Origin of the sequence: Stenotrophomonas sp. LC732 (assembly GCF_052446685.1) — a bacterium.
Taxonomy (GTDB): domain Bacteria; phylum Pseudomonadota; class Gammaproteobacteria; order Xanthomonadales; family Xanthomonadaceae; genus Stenotrophomonas; species Stenotrophomonas muris.
The window spans coordinates 2,174,965-2,196,377 of record NZ_CP199214.1; the positions used below are offsets into that span (position 1 = coordinate 2,174,965).

Annotated in this window: 15 protein-coding genes; 4 read left to right on the plus strand and 11 right to left on the minus strand. The window is 67.8% G+C overall.

All coding sequences use genetic code 11. The features are described 5' to 3' along the window. Positions 1 to 4: 4 nt before the first annotated feature. From ACT6SE_RS10485 to ACT6SE_RS10500, 4 genes are all read right to left on the minus strand, one after another. Positions 5 to 238: a hypothetical protein gene (locus ACT6SE_RS10485; RefSeq protein ID WP_014647190.1), complete on the minus strand. Its 234-nt coding sequence runs from the start codon at positions 236 to 238 to the stop codon at positions 5 to 7. 122 nt (positions 239 to 360) lie between these two features. Further along, the gene (locus tag ACT6SE_RS10490) at positions 361 to 771 is read right to left on the minus strand and encodes a Rap1a/Tai family immunity protein (RefSeq protein ID WP_046430720.1); all 411 of its coding nucleotides are present in this window, start codon (positions 769 to 771) and stop codon (positions 361 to 363) included. Between the two features lie 81 nt (positions 772 to 852). After that, positions 853 to 1,473, minus strand: coding sequence for a hypothetical protein (locus ACT6SE_RS10495; RefSeq protein ID WP_227863764.1), 621 nt, complete (start codon positions 1,471 to 1,473; stop codon positions 853 to 855). Between the two features lie 92 nt (positions 1,474 to 1,565). After that, positions 1,566 to 2,549 carry a LacI family DNA-binding transcriptional regulator gene (locus ACT6SE_RS10500; protein WP_046430722.1) on the minus strand — a complete coding sequence of 328 codons (984 nt, stop codon included), beginning with the start codon at positions 2,547 to 2,549 and terminating at the stop codon, positions 1,566 to 1,568. 157 nt (positions 2,550 to 2,706) lie between these two features. Between ACT6SE_RS10500 and ptsP the strand changes: the two genes are divergently transcribed. The 4 genes from ptsP to ACT6SE_RS10520 all read left to right on the plus strand — a co-directional run bounded on the left by ptsP (position 2,707) and on the right by ACT6SE_RS10520 (position 9,230). Continuing rightward, positions 2,707 to 5,217 (plus strand): phosphoenolpyruvate--protein phosphotransferase, encoded by a 2,511-nt coding sequence (gene ptsP, locus ACT6SE_RS10505; RefSeq protein WP_046430723.1) that lies wholly within the window; start codon positions 2,707 to 2,709, stop codon positions 5,215 to 5,217. After that, positions 5,214 to 6,170: a 1-phosphofructokinase family hexose kinase gene (locus tag ACT6SE_RS10510; RefSeq protein ID WP_046430725.1), complete on the plus strand. Its 957-nt coding sequence runs from the start codon at positions 5,214 to 5,216 to the stop codon at positions 6,168 to 6,170. Before ptsP ends, ACT6SE_RS10510 begins: the two co-directional genes overlap by 4 nt. Before the next feature lie 86 nt (positions 6,171 to 6,256). Next, the gene (locus ACT6SE_RS10515) at positions 6,257 to 7,963 is read left to right on the plus strand and encodes a PTS fructose transporter subunit IIC (RefSeq protein WP_046430726.1); all 1,707 of its coding nucleotides are present in this window, start codon (positions 6,257 to 6,259) and stop codon (positions 7,961 to 7,963) included. 13 nt (positions 7,964 to 7,976) lie between these two features. Beyond that, complete coding sequence (locus tag ACT6SE_RS10520) at positions 7,977 to 9,230, plus strand: carbohydrate porin (protein ID WP_046430729.1); 1,254 nt, start codon at positions 7,977 to 7,979, stop codon at positions 9,228 to 9,230. Between the two features lie 113 nt (positions 9,231 to 9,343). Here ACT6SE_RS10520 and ACT6SE_RS10525 read toward each other — a convergent pair whose 3' ends face one another. The 7 genes from ACT6SE_RS10525 to ACT6SE_RS10555 are packed head-to-tail and all read right to left on the minus strand — an operon-like array spanning position 9,344 to position 21,374. Then, positions 9,344 to 10,189: an aldose epimerase family protein gene (locus ACT6SE_RS10525; RefSeq protein WP_046430731.1), complete on the minus strand. Its 846-nt coding sequence runs from the start codon at positions 10,187 to 10,189 to the stop codon at positions 9,344 to 9,346. After that, a complete protein-coding gene (locus tag ACT6SE_RS10530; protein WP_046430732.1) occupies positions 10,179 to 11,216 on the minus strand; it encodes a glycoside hydrolase family 43 protein in 1,038 nt (345 codons plus the stop codon). Before ACT6SE_RS10530 ends, ACT6SE_RS10525 begins: the two co-directional genes overlap by 11 nt. 16 nt (positions 11,217 to 11,232) lie before the next feature. Next, complete coding sequence (locus tag ACT6SE_RS10535) at positions 11,233 to 12,717, minus strand: MFS transporter (RefSeq protein WP_444811154.1); 1,485 nt, start codon at positions 12,715 to 12,717, stop codon at positions 11,233 to 11,235. Positions 12,718 to 12,776: 59 nt separating this feature from the next. Next, positions 12,777 to 15,470, minus strand: coding sequence for a glycoside hydrolase family 3 protein (locus ACT6SE_RS10540; protein WP_164232680.1), 2,694 nt, complete (start codon positions 15,468 to 15,470; stop codon positions 12,777 to 12,779). Continuing rightward, complete coding sequence (locus ACT6SE_RS10545) at positions 15,467 to 17,161, minus strand: glycoside hydrolase family 43 protein (RefSeq protein ID WP_046430734.1); 1,695 nt, start codon at positions 17,159 to 17,161, stop codon at positions 15,467 to 15,469. The genes ACT6SE_RS10540 and ACT6SE_RS10545 overlap by 4 nt, the downstream gene beginning before the upstream one ends. Positions 17,162 to 17,214: 53 nt before the next feature. Further along, positions 17,215 to 19,203 carry a sialate O-acetylesterase gene (locus ACT6SE_RS10550; protein WP_046430735.1) on the minus strand — a complete coding sequence of 663 codons (1,989 nt, stop codon included), beginning with the start codon at positions 19,201 to 19,203 and terminating at the stop codon, positions 17,215 to 17,217. Beyond that, the gene (locus tag ACT6SE_RS10555; protein WP_049420865.1) at positions 19,200 to 21,374 is read right to left on the minus strand and encodes an alpha-glucuronidase family glycosyl hydrolase; all 2,175 of its coding nucleotides are present in this window, start codon (positions 21,372 to 21,374) and stop codon (positions 19,200 to 19,202) included. Before ACT6SE_RS10555 ends, ACT6SE_RS10550 begins: the two co-directional genes overlap by 4 nt. Positions 21,375 to 21,413: the final 39 nt, after the last annotated feature.

Below are 21,413 nucleotides of genomic sequence, written 5' to 3' on the forward strand. Positions count from 1 at the left end.
CAGCTCAGGCCCGGTCGGCTATACCCTGTACGCCGGCATGACCGGCGCAATGTGCACAGCAGAAGATCTGGCCATTTCCTTCAACGCCATGCCCAATGACGGCGCATTTGCAGTGTGCGCAGCGGGGTGCGAATGCGTGGATCGCGCACTCGAACGAATCGAACGTGCCGCTGCGCCCGCCCTGCTGCAGGGTAAAGCTCTTGTCGTAGTTGTTGCCGCAGACATCACAGGTAGCCATGGGGCACCTCGTGCTGTGGAAGGAACATGCAGTGTGGCGAGCGCGAATGTCGGTGGCCGTGAATGCACCGTGTCGCGAGGGTGTAGGACGTCCGCATCGTCGCCAAGCGGGCGCGGCGTGCTTCATTGGTCATTGCCGGGCTCGGCACTGTTGCCACGTGGTGTGCCGCGACCACAGGGAAACGCCGTGCGCAGCCCTTCGACAACCAGTGGCGACGCATCCTGCTGCAATCGCTCGCGGGGCAGTTGCCGGAGATGGGAAGACACATGGTCGACCAGTTCATGCGGAAGGATCTGGCGCTGCCCGCACCACTGTCCGCGGCTGGCATCGGCGACGCCCAGGATATAGCCGCTGGCGCGAGCGCTGGACAGGCTCCGGCACTGTTCACCGTCGCAGAACCCGTCATCGCCTTTCCCCTGCAGGAGGGTGATGAGTTCCGTGCCGCTGACAAGCCAGGTCCGTGCCGGCTGCGTTGTTCCGGCCAAAGCGGACCCAGCCAGCGCGCAGAGGCCAAGTGCGAGGAGCCGACGCATGACGCGGCGCGCCTGGGGTTGGTGATGTCTCTTCATGTTGAGGCCCTGGCTGTTGCTTTCATGGATGCCACGCGGCAGAGGTCAAAGCCGATCAAGCTGGTTGCGCGGACGAAACTCCGGGTCGTCCTCGGCTTCCAGCATGGCCTCCACCAATGTTTCGAAGGGCTCGGTGGCGGCATCCAGGTCTGCGGATGACAGGAATCCGGATTCCCCGGGGCCGGCCAGCCCAATCGCAGCAACCGTCTCCTGCTCACCTTCCTCGGCCCAGAGATAGTCGTGGATCAGTGCCACGCCTTCGTCGCCCCCCTTCAGGAAGTCGGCGGCGCCTCGTGCCACGGCAAGAAACGCGATGAGATCGTAAAGGCTCTCCGAATACGTCAGCGATCCTGCGACAAAGTGCGTAGCAGTGCGGTCATAGGCGGCAATCTGGATATTCCCGGCCTGTGCAGAGGCAAGGAAAGCCTTCAATGCGGCGCGATTGTCGGGGTAGCGGGCCAACAGCGCCTGGCAATCCGCGAGCAGGTGGTCCAACGCCTCGTCGCTGCACGAGGCAAGGTATTGACCGTTTTCCATGCGCCACTGCCCGGAGATGCCTCGCCAGTCGGACCAACGGGATGATGAAGGCACGGGCGCTGCCAGCCATCTGGAAAGATCGTGGTGGGAAATCTTCAGGCGGAGCAGTGCTGAATAGGGCTCTGACAAGGCGATCCTCCACTGTGTCTGCGTACAGTTGGCTTGTAGCAGACAACGCATGACCCGCCAACATCTGGCGGCTGCCGCAGGCCGGTGCCGGACTATCGCCCAGCCGTCGACCCTCTCACCACGCACCTTCCCGTCATCACCAGCCTGCGCACGGGCAGCTCCGGCATGCGCAGGCGTTCCAGCAACAGCGACATCGCAGCGCGCCCCATGTCTTCAACCGGCTGCTCGACCACGGTAATGCCAGGTTCGACCAGCTCGGTCCAGCGCTCGTTGTCGAACCCTGCCAGCGCCAGCTCTCCTGGAATGGCGAGACCGGCGCTGCGTGCCGCCTTCAATGCACCCATGAGCAGCAGGCTGTTGCTGGTGACCAGCGCGTCGGGACGCGAAGGGCCGGCCAGCCATTGGTCGACCGTTGCGATGGCGGCCTCGGCCGTTGGCTCGACTTCACGGTAATCCGGCTCCAATCCGTGCGTGCGCATCGCAGCAAGATAGCCGTCGCGGCGCTCGGCCGCCGTGGTGCTGGTGCTGCCGAACAGGCCGCCGATGCGGCGATAGCCACGCTCGACGAGATGCTCGACCAGGGCGCCCATCGCCGCGGGATTGTCCAGCACCACGCTGTCGATCGACCCGCTGGCCGCGGCGCGGTCCACCAGTACCGTCGGGAATTCCAGCGTGAGCCGTTCCAGCCGCCCCACCGTGGTCCGTGTGGGCGCAAAGATCAGTCCACTGATGCGCTCCTCGTGCATCAACTGCAGGTACAGCGCCTCGCGCTCGGGGTCTTCGTCGGTGTTGCAGAGCGTGACGCGCAGGCCTTCGCGATAGGCGACCTCCTCCACCGCACGGATAAGCGCAGTGAAGAACGGGTTGCGGATATCCGCAACGATCAACCCGATGATGCCGGTGTGCCGGGAGCGCAGCCGCCTTGCCTGCAGGTTCGGCCGATAGCCGGTCTGGCGGATTGCCACCTCGACCCGGCCGCGAACCTCTTCGCTGACCGGGCCGCCCCCGAGCACCCGCGACACGGTGGACTTGGATACCCCCGCTACACGCGCGACGTCATTGATGCTGATACTCATTGGAAACGTTCCCGGAAAAGTGCGCCTGCCATGGCCCGGCGGTTGTTCAGGACAATGCTAACGCCAAAGAGCTATTGGCATTTTGTGCAGTGCACATTGAAATAGGCATTGGGAACGTTCCCAATATGCCCAGCCATCCTTTTGCCGGAGCCGCCCTTTGTCGCCCCAGACCTTCCCCTCCCCCGTCAGCCGGGAACTGATCCGCCTGGACGCGCGGGCGCAGGACAAGACCGATGCGATCGCCCAGGTTGCGCAGATGCTGGTCGCGGCCGGCTGCGTGGCGCCGGGGTACGAGGCCAGCATGGGACGGCGCGAAGCGCTGGCCAACACCTTCCTCGGCCATGGCGTGGCAATCCCGCACGGGCTTGGCGAGGACCGCCATCTGGTGCGCCGCGGTGGCATTGCCGTGCTGCAGTTGCCGGAAGGCGTGGAATGGAATCCGGGGCAGGTCACCCGCCTGGTGGTTGGCATCGCTGCCCAGTCCGATACCCACATTACCCTGCTGCGCCGCCTGACCCGGCTGATCCAGGATGAGGCAACGCTGCAGCGCCTGTTTGCGACCACCGATGCGGGTGAGATCGTCAACGCGCTGACCGGCGACATTGCGATCACGACCGCCCAGGTACCGGCAACCGATCTGGCCGAGCGCTTTGACTGGACCATTGCCTACCCCAGCGGCCTGCACGCGCGCCCGGCCACGCGCTGGGCAGAGACGGCGCGCCGCTTTGCGGCCCGCGCCCAGGTGCGTGCCGGCGACCAGGCAGCGGACGCCAAGAGTCTGGTCGCGCTGCTGCAACTTGGCCTGCGTCATGGCGATGCCGTCAGCGTGTCTGCCGAGGGGGCGGATGCCCCTGCCCTGCTGACCGCGCTGCGCAGGGTCATGGAGGACCTGGTGGCACAGGAAAAGGCCGACGCCGAACGCGCAGCACAACGCAAGGCCACGCCGGTGGCAGGCTGGAATCCGCCCGAGGCACAGGCTGCCATCGTCGGCATCGGTGCCAGCCCTGGGCTGGCAATCGGCCCGGTGCATGTATTGGCCAGCACGCAGGCCGAGGTCGCCGATCGCCCGGCCCCGCTCGGCGAAGGCGGGGCGCGTCTGCAGGACGCGCTCGCACGTACCCGCCAGCAGTTGGCCGCGCTGCAGGATGACACCCAGCGCCGGCTTGGCGCCTCGGACGCCGCCATCTTCAAGGCCCATGCCGCGCTGTTGGACGACACCGACCTGATTACCCGTACCTGCCAGCTGATGGTCGAAGGCCATGGCGTCGCATGGTCCTGGCACCAGGCCATCGAACACATCGCCTCGGGCCTGGCCGCGCTGGGCAACCCGGTGCTGGCCGGGCGCGCCGCCGACCTGCGTGACGTTGGCCGCCGAGTGCTGGCGCAGCTTGATCCGTCGGCCGCCGGTGGCGGCCTGGCCGACCTGCCCGCGCACCCGTGCATCCTGATCGCGGCGGACCTGTCGCCGTCCGACACGGCCAACCTCGACACTACCCGCGTGATTGGCCTGGCCACCGCGCAGGGCGGGCCGACCTCGCACACCGCCATCCTCTCGCGCACCCTCGGCCTGCCGGCGCTGGTCGCCGGGGGGGGCGAGCTGCTCGCGATCAGCGCCGGTCGCGAGGCGATCATCGACGGCAGCAGCGGGCGGCTCTACCTGTCTCCGTCCGAGGCCGACCTCGCCTCGGCGCGCGCGTGGATCGCCGAACAGCAGCAGATCCGCGAGCGTGAAGCGGCGCAACGCGCGCAGCCGGCACAGACGCCGGACGGCCACCGCATCGACATCGGCGCCAACGTCAACCTGCCCGAGCAGGTGCCGCTGGCACTGGAGCAAGGCGCGGAAGGCGTCGGCCTGATGCGCACCGAATTCCTGTTCCTTGAACGTGGCAGTACGCCCAGCGAGGATCAGCAGTACACCACGTATGTGGCGATGGCCAAGGCACTCGGCGGCCGCCCACTGATCGTGCGTGCGCTCGATATCGGTGGCGACAAGCAGGTGGCGCACCTGGAGCTGCCGCATGAAGAAAACCCGTTCCTGGGCGTGCGCGGCGCGCGCCTGCTGCTGCGCCGGCCGGACCTGCTGGAACCGCAGCTGCGTGCGCTGTACCGCGCGGCGAAAGACGGCGCGCGCCTGTCCATCATGTTCCCGATGATCACCTCGGTGAGCGAGCTGGTCGCACTGCGCGCCATCTGCGAGCGCCAGCGCGCAGCACTGCAGGCGCCCGGGGTACCGATCGGCATCATGATCGAAGTGCCGGCCGCTGCGGCGCAGAGCGATGTGCTGGCCCGCCACGCCGACTTCTTCTCGATCGGTACCAACGACCTGACCCAGTACGTGCTGGCGATCGACCGCCAGAATCCGGAACTGGCCGCCGAGGCCGACAGCCTGCATCCGGCCGTGCTGCGCGCGATCCGCGCCACGGTGGAAGGCGCACGACTGCATGGGCGCTGGGTGGGCGTCTGTGGCGGGCTGGCCGGCGATCCGTTCGGCGCACTGCTGTTGGCCGGCCTGGGCGTGGACGAACTGTCGATGACCCCGAACGACATCCCGGCCGTGAAAGCACGCCTGCGTGGCAGCGCGCTGGCCGATCTGCGAACGCTGGCTGCGACGGCGCTGGACTGCGAAACCGCCGAGCAGGTGCGTGCGCTCAATGGAGCGCGCGCATGAGTTCCCGCGCCGTCACCATTACCCTGAACCCGGCAATCGACCAGACCGTGCGGCTGGCGAACCTGCAACCGGGTCACGTGCATCGCGCCCGCAGTTCCCGCGACGACGCCGGCGGCAAAGGCATCAACGTGGCCGCCTGCCTGGCAGACTGGGGCGTGCCGACCACTGCGCTGGGCGTGCTCGGCGATGGCAACGACGGCGTGTTCAGCGCACTGTTTTCCGATCGGGGCATCGCAGACGCGTGTCTGCGCATTCCGGGCCGTACCCGCACCAACATCAAGCTGGTGGAAGATGCCAACGGCGAGACCACCGACATCAACCTGCCCGGCCTGTCACTGTGCGACGCCGATCTGGACGCGGTATCGCGCCGACTCGACGCACTGCTCCAGCCGGAGCTGCCGGTGGTGCTGTCCGGCAGCCTTCCGTCCGGGCTGCAAGCCGATGCATGGGCCCGACTGCAGGCGCAGGTGCGCGCCGCCGGCGCGCGCGTACTGCTGGATACCAGTGGCGACGCGCTTGCCGCGGCGTTGAGTGGTGCACAGGGTGCACTGCCCTACGCGGTCAAGCCCAACCGCCATGAACTGGAGGCCTGGGCCGGCACGCCGCTGCTGGATCGCAGCGCCCTGCGCGCCGCGGGCCGGGCCCTGGTCGAACGCGGAGTTGCACTCGTAGCGATCTCGATGGGCGCCGACGGCGCGCTGTTCATTGATCGCAGCGGCGCCCTGGTCGCACGACCGGCGCGACTGGCGCAGGGCAGTACGGTCGGTGCCGGCGACGCCATGGTCGCCGGCATCGCCGCCGCCTTGTTGGAGCCCTCCCCCGACCTGGCCGGTTGTGCGCGACTGGCCACGGCGTTCTCGATGAGCCGGCTGGAGAGTGGCGACGCGCGACGGCTGGACCCGGCGCAGGTGCGCGCGTGGACCGGCGATGTACTGATCGAGCGGTTGGATTGAAACCCCTGCAGAGGGGGCTGCGGCTGGCCTTGGGCCACCGATGGCCCCTGCTGCAAGGACGAACCCGAAGAATTCCAGGAGTTGCCATGCAAGCTTCCACCGTAGTCATCGCCGCTGGCGAACGCAGCATCGAGGCCGTTCTTGCCGCCGAAGCGCTGCGCCGCGCCGCACGCCAGCAAAGGGTCGAATTGGCGATCGAAATCCGCAGCAATCAGGGCGTGACCGGGGCACTGTCCGACGCGCAGGCTGCCGCCGCAACGCAGCTGCTGCTGGTGGGTGACGGCGAGGCGGACAGCGCCCGCTTCGGCAATGCCCAGATCGTGCGCGCCGGCCTCGGTGAAGTGCTGGACGACCCGCTCGCCGTGCTGGCGCAGCTCGCCGCAGCATCGGCACCCCCTTCCAGGGATGACACGGGCAAGCGCATCGTCGCCGTCACCTCCTGCCCGACCGGCATCGCCCACACGTTCATGGCGGCCGAAGGCCTGCAGCAGGCGGCCAAGGCACTGGGCCACGCGATCCGGGTGGAAACCCAGGGCTCGGTCGGCGCGCAGGATGCGTTGAGCGACGGCGAAATCGCTGCCGCCGACCTGGTGCTGATCGCCGCCGACCGCGAAGTCGATCTGTCGCGCTTTGCTGGCAAACGCCTGTTCAAGAGCGGCACCAAGCCGGCGATCAATGACGGCCAGAACCTGATCCGCAAGGCGCTGGCCGAGGCTGGCGTGCAGACCGGCACGGTGGCTTCAGGTCGCACCACCGAGAAGGCCAGGGTCACCGGCCCCTACAAGCACCTGATGACCGGCGTGTCGTTCATGCTGCCGTTCGTCACTGCCGGCGGGCTGCTGATCGCACTGGCGTTCGCGCTCGGCGGCATCTATGCCTTCGACGATGCACACAAGGGCACGCTGGCCTGGTCGCTCTTCCAGATCGGCGCCAAGTCCGGCTTCATGCTGATGGTGCCGGCACTGGCCGGCTACATCGCCTACTCCATCGCCGATCGCCCGGGCATCGCCCCGGGCATGATCGGGGGATTGGTGGCAGTCAACATGGATGCGGGCTTCATCGGCGGCATCCTGGCCGGTTTCATCGCCGGCTACGGCGTGCATTGGATCAACCGTGCGCTGCGCCTGCCGCGCAGCCTGGAAGGCCTCAAGCCGGTGCTGATCCTGCCGGTGCTGGGCACGCTGCTGGTCGGCCTGTTGATGATGTATGTAATCGGTACGCCGGTGGCTGGGCTGCTGGCCTGGCTGACCGACTGGCTGCGCGGCATGCAAGGCAGCAGCGCGATCCTGCTTGGCCTGCTGCTGGGCGGCATGATGGCGGTGGACATGGGCGGACCCGTCAATAAGGCGTCCTACGCCTTCTCTACCGCATTGATTTCCAGCCAGGTCTACACGCCGATGGCGGCGACGATGATCGGCGGCATGACGCCGCCGCTGGGTATCGCACTGGCGACATGGCTGTTCAGTAGCCGCTTCACTGCCGAGGAGCGTGGCACGGCCGGTGCCGCTGGCGTGCTTGGCCTCAGTTTCGTGACCGAAGGCGCGATCCCCTATGCCGCGCGTGATCCGCTGCGCACCATTCCGGCGCTGATCCTTGGTTCTGCCGTGGCCGGTGCGATCTCGATGGCCGCAGGCGTCGAACTGAAGGTGCCGCATGGCGGCGTGTTCGTGCTGCCGATCCCGAACGCAGTCACCCACCTTGGCATCTACCTGCTGGCACTCGTGGCCGGCGTGGCCGTCACCGCGGTCGCGCTGCGCGTGCTCAAGAAGCCGGTCACGGCTCCCACCCTGTAAAAGGAACCCGCCCATGACCTCCCCTTCCCGCCGCCTGCTGCCGACAGTGATCCTGCTGGCCCTGCCATCACTGGCCGCAGCCGCCGACGCGAGCGACGTCTTCGCTCCGAAGCTCGCCTACACCGGCGAAGCGGCCGCCACGCTCGACGGTGGCAAGCGCAGCGGCACGGCCTATGCCGGCCAGCTGATGCTCGGTGCCGACGTGGACCTGGACGCGGCGTTTGGCTGGCGAGGTGCGACGGTCAAGGCCTACGGCATCAACCGCCATGGCACCAATCTCGCCAACAGCAGTACAGGCAACAGCACCTCGGTGCAGGAAATCTACGGCGGCCAGGGCACGCGCCTGGCCAACCTGACCCTCGAACAGAAGCTGTTCAACGACCGGTTGGTGCTGGAAGCAGGGCGCAGCGTCGCCAACATCCACCACCTGGGTTCGGACCTGTGCCAGTACTTCCAGGGCAACTCGGCCTGTGGCAACCCGACCTACGTATTCCGCACCAGCAGTTTCACCTGGTGGCCGGTATCGAGCTGGATGGCCGATGCCACGGCCTGGGTGACGCCCGATGTCTACGTGCGTGTCGGCGCCTACCAGGTTGATCCCAGCCAGGCCGAGGATGGCCAGCATGGCCTGAAGTGGAATACGAACCAGGCCACCGGCTGGATCGTGCCCTACACGATCGGCTGGCGCAGCCCTGCTTCGGCACGATTGAAAGCCCGCTACGAACTCGGTGGTTGGCAGGACAACTCGACCTATCGCGATCCGCTGCGCGATGCCAACGGCATTCCCGCGCTGCTCAGTGGCCAGGAGTACGCGACGCGTCACGGCCGCTCCGGTGCGTTCGCCCGCTTCGAGCAGCAACTCACCAGTGATGGTGCCGGCCGCGGCCTGACCCTTTTCGGTGCGGCGCTCAAGGGCACCTCCGGTCAGTTGATCGAGGATCATTTCCTGCAGGCCGGGCTGGTGCAGAAAGGCACGTTCGCCCGGCGGCCGCAGGACAGCATCGCTTTCGTCGTGACCCAGCAGAAGTACAGCAGCATCGCGCTGGAAGACCTGCGCCTCGCCCGCGCCGCAGCCGGTGGCAGCGGCACCCCGCACGGGAGCCAGGTGATGATGGAGCTGAGCTATGGCATCCAGCTCACCCCGCAGCTTCGTGTTGCACCGAACCTGCACTACATCGTGCATCCGGACCAGTTCAACGAGCCCGCACGCCAGCATGACCTGCCGGATGCGCTGATCGCCGGCATGCGGATCGACTGGAACCTGTAGGAAATGTCAGGTGGTCCTGGCGCGCGGCCGGTGTCAGGCACCGGGTCCACGGCCGGTCCAGGCGGCGTACCGACCGCCCGGCACCCGGGTGATCGCCTGCCCTGGCCGGGGTTTCAGGTGCTGTCCGCCGCCCACGCCAGTTCGAATGTCAACGCGAGGCGCTGGCCGGGCTCCAGCCGGTGCGGTGCCAGGGTGTAGCCATCTGGCGGGCCGCTCTGCGGCTCGACACAGGTGGCGTGCGGCGTACCATCGTAGACCACCCAGTGGTCGTGGTCCGACCTCAGCCGCAGGTGCTGGCCTTCGCGTATCAGCGTGACGTCACCGTCGGCGATGAAGCAGTCATCCCAGGGGCCGGTGGTGGGCTCCACGCGGGGCAGCGTGGCAATACCTTCCCTGTCCCGCGGATACATCGAGCGAGGACTGAACAGCAGTCGTTCCGGCTTCCGGAACCAGGGGTGCCAGCCCAGCACCGCCGGCATCGCCTGGCCGCCGGCCTGGACCGAGAGGTCCATCTGCAGGCTGTGAGCCTGCAACTGCAGGTCCAGCACGGCAGCGCCACCGAAAGGCCAGTAGCCGTCGCGCGGCAGCTCCAGCGACAACCGGGCTGCCGCCGCGTCCAAGCGGTCGATCCGCCAGGGTCGCGAGAAACCCACCCCATGGATGGCGTGCCCGTCGAAGTTGAGCGGCAGCCGATGCGGCCTGCCGTCAAAATGGAACTGTCCACGGCGGATGCGCCCGGCCCACGGCACCATCGGGTAGCAGCCCCACGCGATCGCCGCCGGGCCTGCCTGCTGCGCATTCACCAGCCATTCCACGCCCTGGTAGCGCAGGTGCGCCACGCGCCCGCCCGCCCCTGCGGCGAACGCAACCTCCAGTTCGCCGCACCTCAGCCAGTGCAGCTCGCCGGCTGGCAGCGGAGCCAGCGCATCATCCACCGGCAGCATCCGCTCAGGCCCCATACGGGTTGATCGTGCGGATGCTTCCGTCCGGCTCCATGTGCAGCGGCGTGCACTTGGCCGAGCGCAGGTGGGTGATGCCGCCGGACATCAGTGCATCGTGATAGAACAGGTACCACTGTCCTTCGAACTGGCAGATGGAGTGGTGGGTGGTCCAACCGACCACGGGGGTGAGGATCACGCCAGCGTAGGTGAACGGTCCATACGGGCTGTCGCCGATGGCGTAGCACAGCTGGTGGGTGTTGCCAGTGGAGTACGACAGGTAGTAGCGACCCTGGTACCTGTGCAGCCACGGACCTTCGAAGAAGCGGCGCGCATGGTCGTCCGCGCGCAGCGGCTGGCCATGCTCATCCAGGATCTGCACTTCGCGGGTGGGTTCGGCCAGCTCGGTCATGCCGGCATCCAGGCGGCCCACGCGCGGGCCCAGCGCCGGTGCGCTGCCCTCGGGCTCCTCGTGGGCCTCGCTGTGCTGGTTGTCACGATACTTCTGCAGCTGCCCGCCCCATATGCCGCCGAAGTACAGGTAGTGGCTGCCATCCTCGTCTTCGAACACGGCCGGGTCGATCGAGTACGCACCCTTGATCGGCTCCGGCTGGGGCACGAACGGGCCCTCCGGCCGCGTACCGATCGCCACGCCGATGCGGAACCGGCCCTCGGCATCCTTGGCCGGGAAGTAGAGGTAGTAGCGGCCATCACGGCAGGCGGCATCGGGGGCCCACATCTGTTTCCGGGCCCAGGGCACGTCGTGCACATGCAACGCCATGCCGCAATCGACGGCCGTGCCGTCGGGCGTATCCATCTTCAGCACATGATAATCCTGCATGCCGAAGTGGCCACCTTCGTCGTCGAATGGCTGGCCGCCGTCGATGTCGTGCGACGGATAGATGTACAGGCGCCCCTCGAACACGTGCGCCGAAGGGTCGGCGGTATAGATGTGGGTCACCAGCGGTTGCGAAATGGCGTGCGCGGTGAGCTGCGCAAGACGGGCTTCGCTGGCCTGGCCGTCTTCGCCGGCAGAGAGGTCGATCATGGTCGTCATCTTGGGGTTACGCGGAGGCGTCGGCGGAACGGCGACGCAGGTGGAGGTCCTGCTCGATGCGGGTTTCGGTGCGCTTGTCGATCCTGTAGAAGACCAGCAGCGCCACGGCGAGCAGGAAAGGAAGGGAGCAGTACACGCTTACGGTCAGGCGGATGCCCTGCACCACGGCCTCAGGCTGCTGCGCCAGGCCGGCCTGGTAGCCGTAGTGGGCAAGGATCGCGGCGACCAGCGCGCCGCCCACGCTGAGGCCGATCTTCAGCCCGCACAGCATCGCCGAGAAGATGATCGCGGTTGCCCGCCGATGGTTCTTCCACTCCGAGTAGTCCGCGACGTCGGCGATCATCGCCCACAGCAACGGGATGGTGATGCCGTAGCAGAAGCCATGCAGCATGAAGGCGCCGAACGCCACCGCCACCGCCGTGGGTGGAAACAGGTAGAAGGCAAGCAGGAACAGGGTCGAGACAAACAGGGCGCCACCGAAGACGTCGCGCTTGCCGAAGCGGTCCGCCAACCGTCGCGATGCGCCGATACCCAGGATCATGCAGAGGATGCCGCACGCGTTGAACAGGCTGAACGCCGAGGTGGCCGCGTCCTTCGGCCAGGTGAACGCCGCGAAGCCGGCGCTGGCCAGCGCAGCATTCAACGCGCTGACCAAGCCGTTGAACCCCGAGTTTTCAAGGAAGCCGGCCAGCGCCGCTTCACTCATGTAGTACTGGAAGTAATAGATGTAGGTACCGCCCTTCAATGCCAGGTTGATGAACACCAGCACGGTCAGGGCCAGCATCACCTGCCACGGGCGGTTGTGCAGCAGGTCCGACAGGTCCTGCACTATGCCGCCGGTCTGTTCGCGCGTCGGCACGATGCGTTCGCGGGTGGTGGCGAACGTGATCAGGAAGAACGCCGTGCCGATGATGGCGAATGCAGTCATGACCTGCTCGAAGCCGCGCACCCGGTCGCCGTCACCCAGGATCAGCACCAGCAGCATCAGCAGCACCTGGATGATGAACTGCGCGATCATCACGGCCACGAAGCGGTAGGCCGAAAGGCTGTTGCGCTGGGCCATGCTGCCGGTCAGCACGCCGCTCAGCGCCGAGTACGGCAGGTTGTTCGCTGCGTACACGCACACCAGCAGCGCGTAGGTGGCCAGTGCATAGATCACCTTTCCGCGCTCGCCCAGGTCCGGCGTGCTGAACGCCAGCAGGGACAGTACGCCAAAGGGAATGGCCGTCCACAGGATCCACGGCCGGAAGCGGCCCCAACGGGTGGACGTCCGGTCAGCCGCGATGCCGATCAACGGCGTGAACACGAACGCACCCAGCAGGCCCACCACGAAGATGATCGTGGCTGCGGTCGCAGCTGGCAGGCGGTAGACGTCGGTGTAGAAGAACGCCAGGTAGGTGATCAGGGTCTGGAAGATCAGGTTGGCGGCGAGATCGCCCAGGCTGTAGCCGAGCTTCTCGCGTATCGATAGCGCGTGTTCAGTGCTTGCCATGCAGCGGACGTCCTGGAAAAGGGATCTGGGCGGAGGGAAATCGATGCCGGCGAGAGCGATCAGTCATGCGCGGACACCACCGTGAACCTGCCCTGCGCGCGTGCATCGGCACTGGACGCCCCCACCCTGACCTCGTAGGCACCGGGCCGCACCTCATACGCGGCGCGCGCTTCGTCATAGTGGCGCAGGGCCTGCGCTGCCTCCAGGGTGAACGTCACCGTGCGGTGTTCGCCCGGGGCCAGATGGATCCGCTGGAAGCCACGCAGCTCCTGCACGGCATCGCCGCTGCCAGCGTGCTCGCGCCGCACGTACAGCTGCACCACTTCGTCACCGCTGCGCGTGCCTGCGTTGGTCACATCGACCGCCACGCCCAGGCGGCCATCGGCGCGGAGGCTGCCTGCATCGAGGCGGAGCGTTCCATAGTCGAACCGCGTGTACGACAGGCCGTGACCGAACGGATAAAGCGGCGTGCCGCGGAAGTAGCGATAGGTGCGGCCCTCCATGGCGTAGTCGTCGAATGCCGGCAACGCTTCGCCGGCCTTGTAGAAGGTGACCGGCAAACGGCCGGCGGGATTGACGTCGCCGAACAGCGCCTGGCCGACGGCGGTGCCGCCGCGCTGCCCGGGGTACCAGCTCATCAGGATCGCCGGCAGATGCGCCTGCGCCCAGTCCACGGCAATGGCCGAGCCGCCGGTGAGTACCATCACCACCGGCTTGCCGGTAGCGTGCAGGGCCTCCAGCAGGGTGCGCTGCGGCGCGGGCAACCGCAGGTCGGTACGGTCGCCACCGGCAAAGCCTGGATAGTTGACGGTCATCTCCTCGCCTTCGACATCGCCGGTAAGGCCACCAACGAACACCACCACATCGGCTTCGCGTGCGGCATCGAGCGCTTCATCGAACGGCGCCTTGGCGCCGGGCATGCGCCAGCCCAGGCGCACGCCGGCATCGCGCTCGTCGTCGTAGTACTCCAGCGTCAGCGCGTAGGCACGCCCGGCCTGCAGCTCCAGTTCGATGCCCTCGGCATGCAGGCGATCAGTGTTCACCCAGTGATCGATCACGCGCTTGCCATCCAGGTACAGGCGGTAGCCATCATCGCCGGCCACCTCCAGCCGGTAGCGGCCGGACACGGGGGGCAGCAGTTGGCCACTCCAGCGGATGCTGAAGCCGTCGTTCGGGATCCCCTGCCCCGGTGCCGCTTCGCCGCGTGCCAGCAGGTTGTCGGTCGGCGAGCCGCGGTCCCAGCGGAAGCCGATCTGCGCGTCGGTACGCACCAGGGCCGGATTGCCGGACAGGTCGGGCGTGCGGAAGTACTCGCCACGCAGGCCACGCTCGGGCGAGTCCGCCGAAGGCCGCAGGAAGGTCGGCTCGATCAACGGCGTGGCACCGGGATCGTCGCGGCCCTCCACCAGGTCAACGCCGCGGGCATAGCGAACCTCGACGCCCTTGGCCGCCTCGCGTATGCCCTGCAGGATCGTGACCGGCGCGGCCGGTGTGCCGAAGTAGTTGCCGAGCAGCGCCATGGTGTCGTCAGCAGTGGGTCCGACCACGGCAATGCGCTTGATGTCGCGTGACAGCGGCAGGATGCCGTCGTTCTTCAGCAGCACCAGCGACGCCTGCGCGGCCTTGAGCGCCAGCGCATCATGGGCCGGGGCCTGGTTCACCGAGGCCGGAATGCGCGCCCAGCGCACCCGCTCCGGCGGGTCGAACATGCCCAGGCGCATCCGTGCGGTGAACAGACGGGTCACCGCATCGTCGATCTCCGCTTCGCTGATCAAACCCTGACGCACGGCGGCGGGAAGCGTGGCGTACTCCTGGCCGCATTCCAGCTCGGTGCCATTCCTGACCGCCAGCGCCGCAGCGGCTTCGCGCGTGGTCACGATATGGTGGTGCTTCCAGATGTCGACGATGGCCCAGCAGTCCGAGACCACGTAGCCCTTGAAGCCCCAGTCGCGTCGCAGCACATCGCGCAGCAGGAAACGGCTGGCACTGGCGGACTCGCCGTACACGCGGTTGTAGGCGCCCATCACAGCATCGACGTCGCCCTCCTTGACCAGCGCCTCGAATGCCGGCAGGTAGGTGTCATACAGGTCGCGCCGGCTGGGCCGTGCATCGAAGTGATGGCGGTCGGCCTCCGGCCCGCTGTGCACGGCCAGATGCTTGGCGGTGGCGTCCAGCTTGCGGTAGACGGGGTCGTCGCCCTGCAGGCCACGTACGAAGGCCACGCCCATGCGCGCGGTGAGATACGGGTCCTCGCCATAGGTTTCCTGCCCGCGGCCCCAGCGCGGGTCGCGGAAGATGTTGACGTTCGGCGACCAGAAGGTCAGCCCCTGGTAACGGCCGTGCGCGCCTTCGCGGAGGAACTGGTGGTGCTTTGCGCGGGCCTCATCGCTGATCGTCGTGGCCACCTGCCCCATCAACGGCACATCGAAGGTCGCGGCCAGGCCGATCGCCTGCGGAAAGACCGTGGCCTGCCCTGCCCGTGCCACGCCATGCAGTCCCTCATTCCACCAGTCGTAGGCGGGCACGCCCAGGCGTTCGATTGCCGGCGCGGCGTTCTGCATCTGCGCGGCTTTCTCATCCAGCGTCATCTGCGCGACGAGTGAGGCAGCCCGTTGCTCGAAGCTGGCCGAAACGTCCAGCCAGGGCCGCGGCGCGGCTGCAGATGCGGCCGCCGCGATGCAGGTCAGAACGAACACAGTGAGCCCGCGGCGCAACGTGCGGCGACGGGCGTTGGACGACAGCGACAGCCTCATTTGCTTCTCCCGGTGCGCTCATCGCGCGCGAAGGGACCCAGCAGTGCGCCTACGAAGCCGCCCGCCCGGTCCGTGCTCAGAACGGTGCCATCCACCTTGCCTGCAAGCAGTTGCCAGCCCTGCCCGTCGCCGGTATCGAACGAGAACGCGTAGTCGCCCTCGTTGCCGTCGATCTTCAGGCGCAACGCGTCCGGTGCCCGCACCTCGCGGGTCGCCACGATGCGCGTACTGCCACCGCCATCACGAACTTCCAGGAAGAGCGAAAGTCGCTCGTCCGGAAGGCTGCGAACGCCAAGGAAGTACCAGTACGCCTCGCTCTGGAACGCCGCCAGGCCGGCCGCCACGCCAGGCCCCGGCCGGCTCATCGCGGCGCTCGCCTCGAAGCGCAGGTGCTGCTGGCGTCGGCCAAGGAACGCGGGATTGCGCAGCGTGTCCAGATCCTCGGCAAGCGGGTGCACGGCCAGCACTCCCGGGCGCGTGGCCAGGTCGGCCCAGGCGTGCTTGGGCACCCGCACGCGCAGCCACTGGCGATCGAGCCTCGGTCCATCGAAGTTGTCGCGCTCGACGAAGTTGCCGGTCGAGGGAGCCTGGGATGCCTCGCCCTGCATCCACGACGGCGCCTTGACCACGTAGGGGATGGGCTGGTCGGCCGGCAGGATCCGTGGCCAGCCGTCCTGCCAGCGCACCGGCAGCAGATAGGTCTCGCGCCCGGTGTTGTAGTGCCGCGTCTGATAGTTGCGGCTGGCCAGGAACACCGCCCACCACGAACCGTCCGGGCCTTCGACCAGGTCGGCATGGCCGGCATTGGTGATCGGTAGCGGTCGGTCGTCGGGCAGCTCGCGCTGGGTCAGGATCGGATTGCCCGCGTAGGGGTCATACGGGCCCCACACGGTGCGGCTGCGCAGCACCACCTGGGAGTGCTGCGGCCCGGTGCCGCCTTCGGCATCGGACAGGTAATACCAGCCCTGGCGCTTGTAGATGTGGGGTCCTTCGATCCAGATCGGGTTCTTCGCCGGCTCCACGCCCGCGTCGACCAGCACCCGGCGCGGCCCGACCGGCTTGAAGGCAGCCAGATCGATCTGCTGCATCCAGATGGCGCGGTGCCCGTCGTAGCGTGGTGTGCCGGGCGGCGCGTCGTTGTTGACCAGGTACACCTTGCCGTCGTCATCGAAGAACAGTGATGGATCGATGCCATCGATGCCGGGCAGCCAGTGCGGATCGGACCACGGACCGGCCGGGTCGCGCGCGGTGGCAATGAAGTTGCCACCACTGTCGGTGGCCGTGGTCACCACGTAGAAGACCCCATCGTGGTATTCGATGGTGGGCGCGAAGATGCCGCGCGAGACGCTCAGCCCGTCGAAATCCAGCTGCGTGGCGCGGTCGATCACGTTGCCGATCTGCTTCCAGTGAACCAGGTCGGCACTCTCGAACACCGGAATGCCCGGGAAATAGGTGAAGCTGGAATTGACCAGGTAGAACCGGCCGTTCGCGCTCACGATGCTGGGATCGGCATGGAAGCCGGCCAGCACCGGATTGCGGTAGTGGCCGGCCGGCAGCGGCGTGTCGAAGGCCGCGTCGTGGCCGCGGTATTCGAACCAGTCGAAGTACACCGGCGGTGCGTCCGGCGGCGCGCTGGCCGGGCTGGTTGCGGCCGACAGCAGGAGTGCCGCCGCCAGCAGGTGGCGCGCCATCGACCTCAGGCCGGCCCTGTCGCGGACCGGAGGGGACTGCTTGGACAGCGTCATCATCGTCGCGTCTCGGCTTCGGCAATGGGAAGTTCGAACGGGCCTACCGGTGCCCCGCTGCGGTCGCGCAGCGTGCACACCGGGCCATCGGCCCAGCAGTAGCGGACATGCGTTGCGTGCGTCGACAGCGGGCCGCGCAGCAGGATCCGGCGCCCATCCAGTTCAGCGTCGCCGTAGGCGCAGTGGCCGCTATCACCCCTGGTCCCGCACAGTTCAAAACCAATCGGACGCAGCGCGCCGGTCGCGGTGAGCACGCCTTCGACATCCTCGAACGCAATGGCCACGCCAGCGGGCGTCCGCACGGCCGTTACCGCTCGCGGACCCGACGGCGCCACGTCCTGCTTGCCGTACACCACGTGGCGCGCCACGCGCGCCAGGCGGCGCCCGAGCTCCTGCTTGTTCGGCGGATGGATGTCGTAGGCGTCGCCGATGTCGATGGCAATGGCGAGCCCGCTCCGCGCATCCTCGGCGGCGACGCGCCGCTGCGCCTCACGCACCTGCGCCCAACCGCTGGCGGCGGGCACAACCGGCGGCTGGCCGTAGCCGGCCAGCTGCACCAGCAGCAGTGGCGTGCGCGCACCGAACTGCCGCCGCCAGTCCTCGCGCAGCGCACGCAACCGCATCGCATACGCCGCACCATCGCTGGTGTTCGATTCACCTTGATACCAGAGCATGCCGCGCAGCCCGAAGCCCCCGAGCGGTGCGATCATCCCGTTGTACAGCGTCGACAGCCCGGTGGCGGCCTGCCATGGCGCGAAAGGCGGCGCCTGCCGGCCCGCCGCCACCCGGTATTTCCAGAGGCCCTGCAGTGCCACGCGCTCGCCGTTGTCGAACTGCAGGCCGTATGCCGTTGAGGGGCCGGCCAGGCCGCCTTCGCCGTAGGTGTCCAGCACGTTGACCGCAATGCTGTTGGATCCCGCCTTCAACAGGCCACTCGGCAACGGATAGCGCCTCTGGCCGGCGCCGTACTGGCTGCCGACGGCGACCCCGTTCACCCAGGTCACGTCCACCTCGTCGGCCGATGCCAGCTCCAGGGTCGCGCCGCGTGCAGCCTGTTCAGCGCTCAGCACCACCTGCGTGCGATACCAGACCATGCCGTTGTAATCGGCAAGCGCGGGCTCGTTCCACCGCTCCCATGCGCCCAGTGTGGCCGGTGCGTGCGACCATGCGCGGTCATCGGTATCCGCGCGCCAAGGTGCGTCGCCCGGCAGCGCCCCTTCGCGCGTCTCCCACCAGTGCTGCCAGTGGCGGCCCCAGGCTGCGCGTGCCTCCAGCGGATCACGGGCAGAGCGCGCGAGAATATCGAGGGCCTCGTCCATGCCACCTTGCCCGCGCAGGGCATCGGTACTGGTCCAGGCCTCGATCCGCGAGCCGCCCCACGCTGCCTGGATCAGCCCCATCGGTACGGTAACCGTGCGCTGCAGTTCGCGGGCGAAATAGAAGCAGGCTGCAGAGAAGCCGCGCACCGAATCGGGCGTTGCCCGCGTCCATCCAGGGTCACCCTTGAAGCTCTCCTGCGCCTGCACGGCCGCGTCCTTCGGCACGCTGAACAGCCGGATCCGTGGCAGCGTGGCCGAGGCGATCTCGCTGGCTGCGTTGAGCGAGCGCCAGACCGGCAGCTCCATGTTCGACTGCCCCGCGCACAACCAGACGTCGCCGACCAGAAGATCCCGCGCCGTCTCACGCCGGGTCCCGGCGGTTGCCTCGAGGGTGTACGGGCCGCCTGCGGCGATGGCGGGGAACATGGCCTGCCAGCGGCCTGCCCTATCGGCCTGTGTGGCCACCGCCTGGCCCGCGAAGGTGGCCGATACCGCCTGCCCAGGGCTTGCCTGGCCCCAGACGGTGATCGGCCGGTCGCGCTGCAGGACCGCATGGTCCTGGAACAGCGGGTGCAGCAAACCCGTCGTTTCGCCGGCCGCCACCGGTGCGGCAAGCCACGCCAGCACCATCAACGCCGCCGCGCGCGCGGACCATCCGAACCGGTTCATCGCCCATCTCCGGGTGCGAAAGGAAACTGCAACGCCTGGTAGTACGACAACGGCTGTGGCGGTGGCCGTTCTCCCGCCGGCAGCGGTCGGCCGCTGATTGACTGGAAGTACGCCACACTGGCATCGCGCCACCACTGCGCTTCCTCGCGCTGGATCTGCAGGGACGCCGCCACCTGCTGGTGCCGCTGCGGATCGATCCGATCGCGCAGGCCCGCCCAGGTCGCCTGCATCGACTGCACCTGGCGCACACCCCGCGAATAGCGCCCGACCAGTTCGTCCCACAGCGTCCTGCCCGAGCGCATGCGGCGGTCCCACGGCACGTGATGGAACCACAGCAGCAGCGACTCGGGCACCCGCGCCGGATCGCCATAAACCCCGGCAACCGGCGGGAAGTACTGCCCCACGGCGTTGCTTCCGCTTGCGCTGCGGTCAAAACCGATGCCGTTGCGGTCTGCACGGTGGTAGTAGACCGACGTCCAGTCCGCACGCGGGCCGCCGTCCACCCAGGGGCCGGGACCGTAGTGATGGCCGCGTGCCATCAGGTGGTGCAGGCCCAGCGGCGTCATGTAATCCACTGCCGCCTCGCGCGAGTCCATCATCATCCGCACGATCGGGCCGGTCACCTGCGGGTCGGGCGAGAAGGTCAGCCCGGCCCAGTCCTCGGCAATGCCGCGCGCGGACTGCTGCGGATTCCATGCCAGTCGCCCGAACGCGTACCAGTTGGCCTGGTCGAAATGCGAGCCGCTCCAGGTGCGGTCTACGCCAATGTTCGCAACGCCGGCGATGCCGGTCAGTGCATGACCTTCCAACGAGCCATCGACCACGCGGGCGACCGTGGAGCCCTCGCCACGTGCATGGGTGTCGGCCTGCAGCACTTCTTCGTAAAGCGTTCCCAGGTACACCAGGTGCGTCGCAAAACCCAGGTACTCCTTGGTGATCTGCAGTTCCATCATCAGCGGCGTGCGTGGCATGGCGCCGAACAGCGGATGGAACGGCTCGCGCGGCTGGAAGTCGATGGGGCCGTTCTTCACCTGCACGATCACGTTGGGGCGGAAGGCACCGTCCAGCCCGACAAACTCGCTGTACGCCTGCTTGGCGCGATCTTCGGGAACCTGGTGCGAGTACACGAAGGCGCGCCACATCACTACGCCGTTGTAGGGCGCCAGCGCCTCGGCCAGCAGGTTGGCGCCGTCGGCATGGGAACGACCGTAATCCTGCGGGCCGGGTTGCCCCTCCGAGTTCGCCTTGACCAGGAAGCCGCCAAAATCCGGAATGCGCGCATGGATCTCATCGACCTTGTCGCGCCACCAGCGCCGCACAGCCGGATCCAGCGGATCAGCCGTTGCCAGGCCGCCAAGCTCGATCGGCGCACTGAAGCGCGCGCTCAGGTAGACCCGGATGCCATAGGGCCGGAACAGGTCGGCCAGCGCGGCGGCCTTGGCCAGATAGGCCGGCGACAGGCTCAGCGCACTGGCATTGACGTTGTTGAGGACGGTGCCGTTGATGCCGAGCGACGCGTTGGCACGGGCGTAGTCGGTGTAACGCGGGTCACGCCACTGGGGCAACGTCTGCCAGTCCCACAGCGAGCTGCCTGCATAGCCACGCTCGACGTAACGATCCAGGTTGTCCCAATGGTTGAGCACACGCAGTGCGACCTGCGGCGACTCACGCACATCCAGCGCCTGCAGCGGGGTGCCACGCTGCAGCAGGCGCAGCAGATGGAACATGCCATACAGCACGCCGACATCCTGGCGTGCCGCCACAAGCAGCACATCGCGCCCCTCGATCCGGACCCGCCGGATCAGGAAGCCCTCGTTGCCCAACGTGGCGATCTCGTTGCCGTACGCGGCGACGAGTGTCGAGGATTGCGGCGTGCCCAGCACCAGGGCACGCTCGGTACTGATTGCCGTTCGCATTGGCGGCGACGCTCCCAGCAATCCAGGGAGGCTGCGCGCAAGCTCGTCGCGGGTGGCGCGCTGCATTGGCGTGCGATCCGGGGCCACCACTTCGGCCAGTTGCCGCCGGTAATCGGCAGCGACCGTTGCGGCAACCGGCTGGTAGCGCATCCACAGCGCATAGCCATCCTCCGCCCGTGCCCCGCCAACACAGGCCAGCAGCACGAGCAGGGCCCACAGGTGCGTGCCGACAGCGCGCAACAACGGCGTTAACATGCGCCTTTGTAGACTACGTCCGGGCCCGGGGCAGCGCAT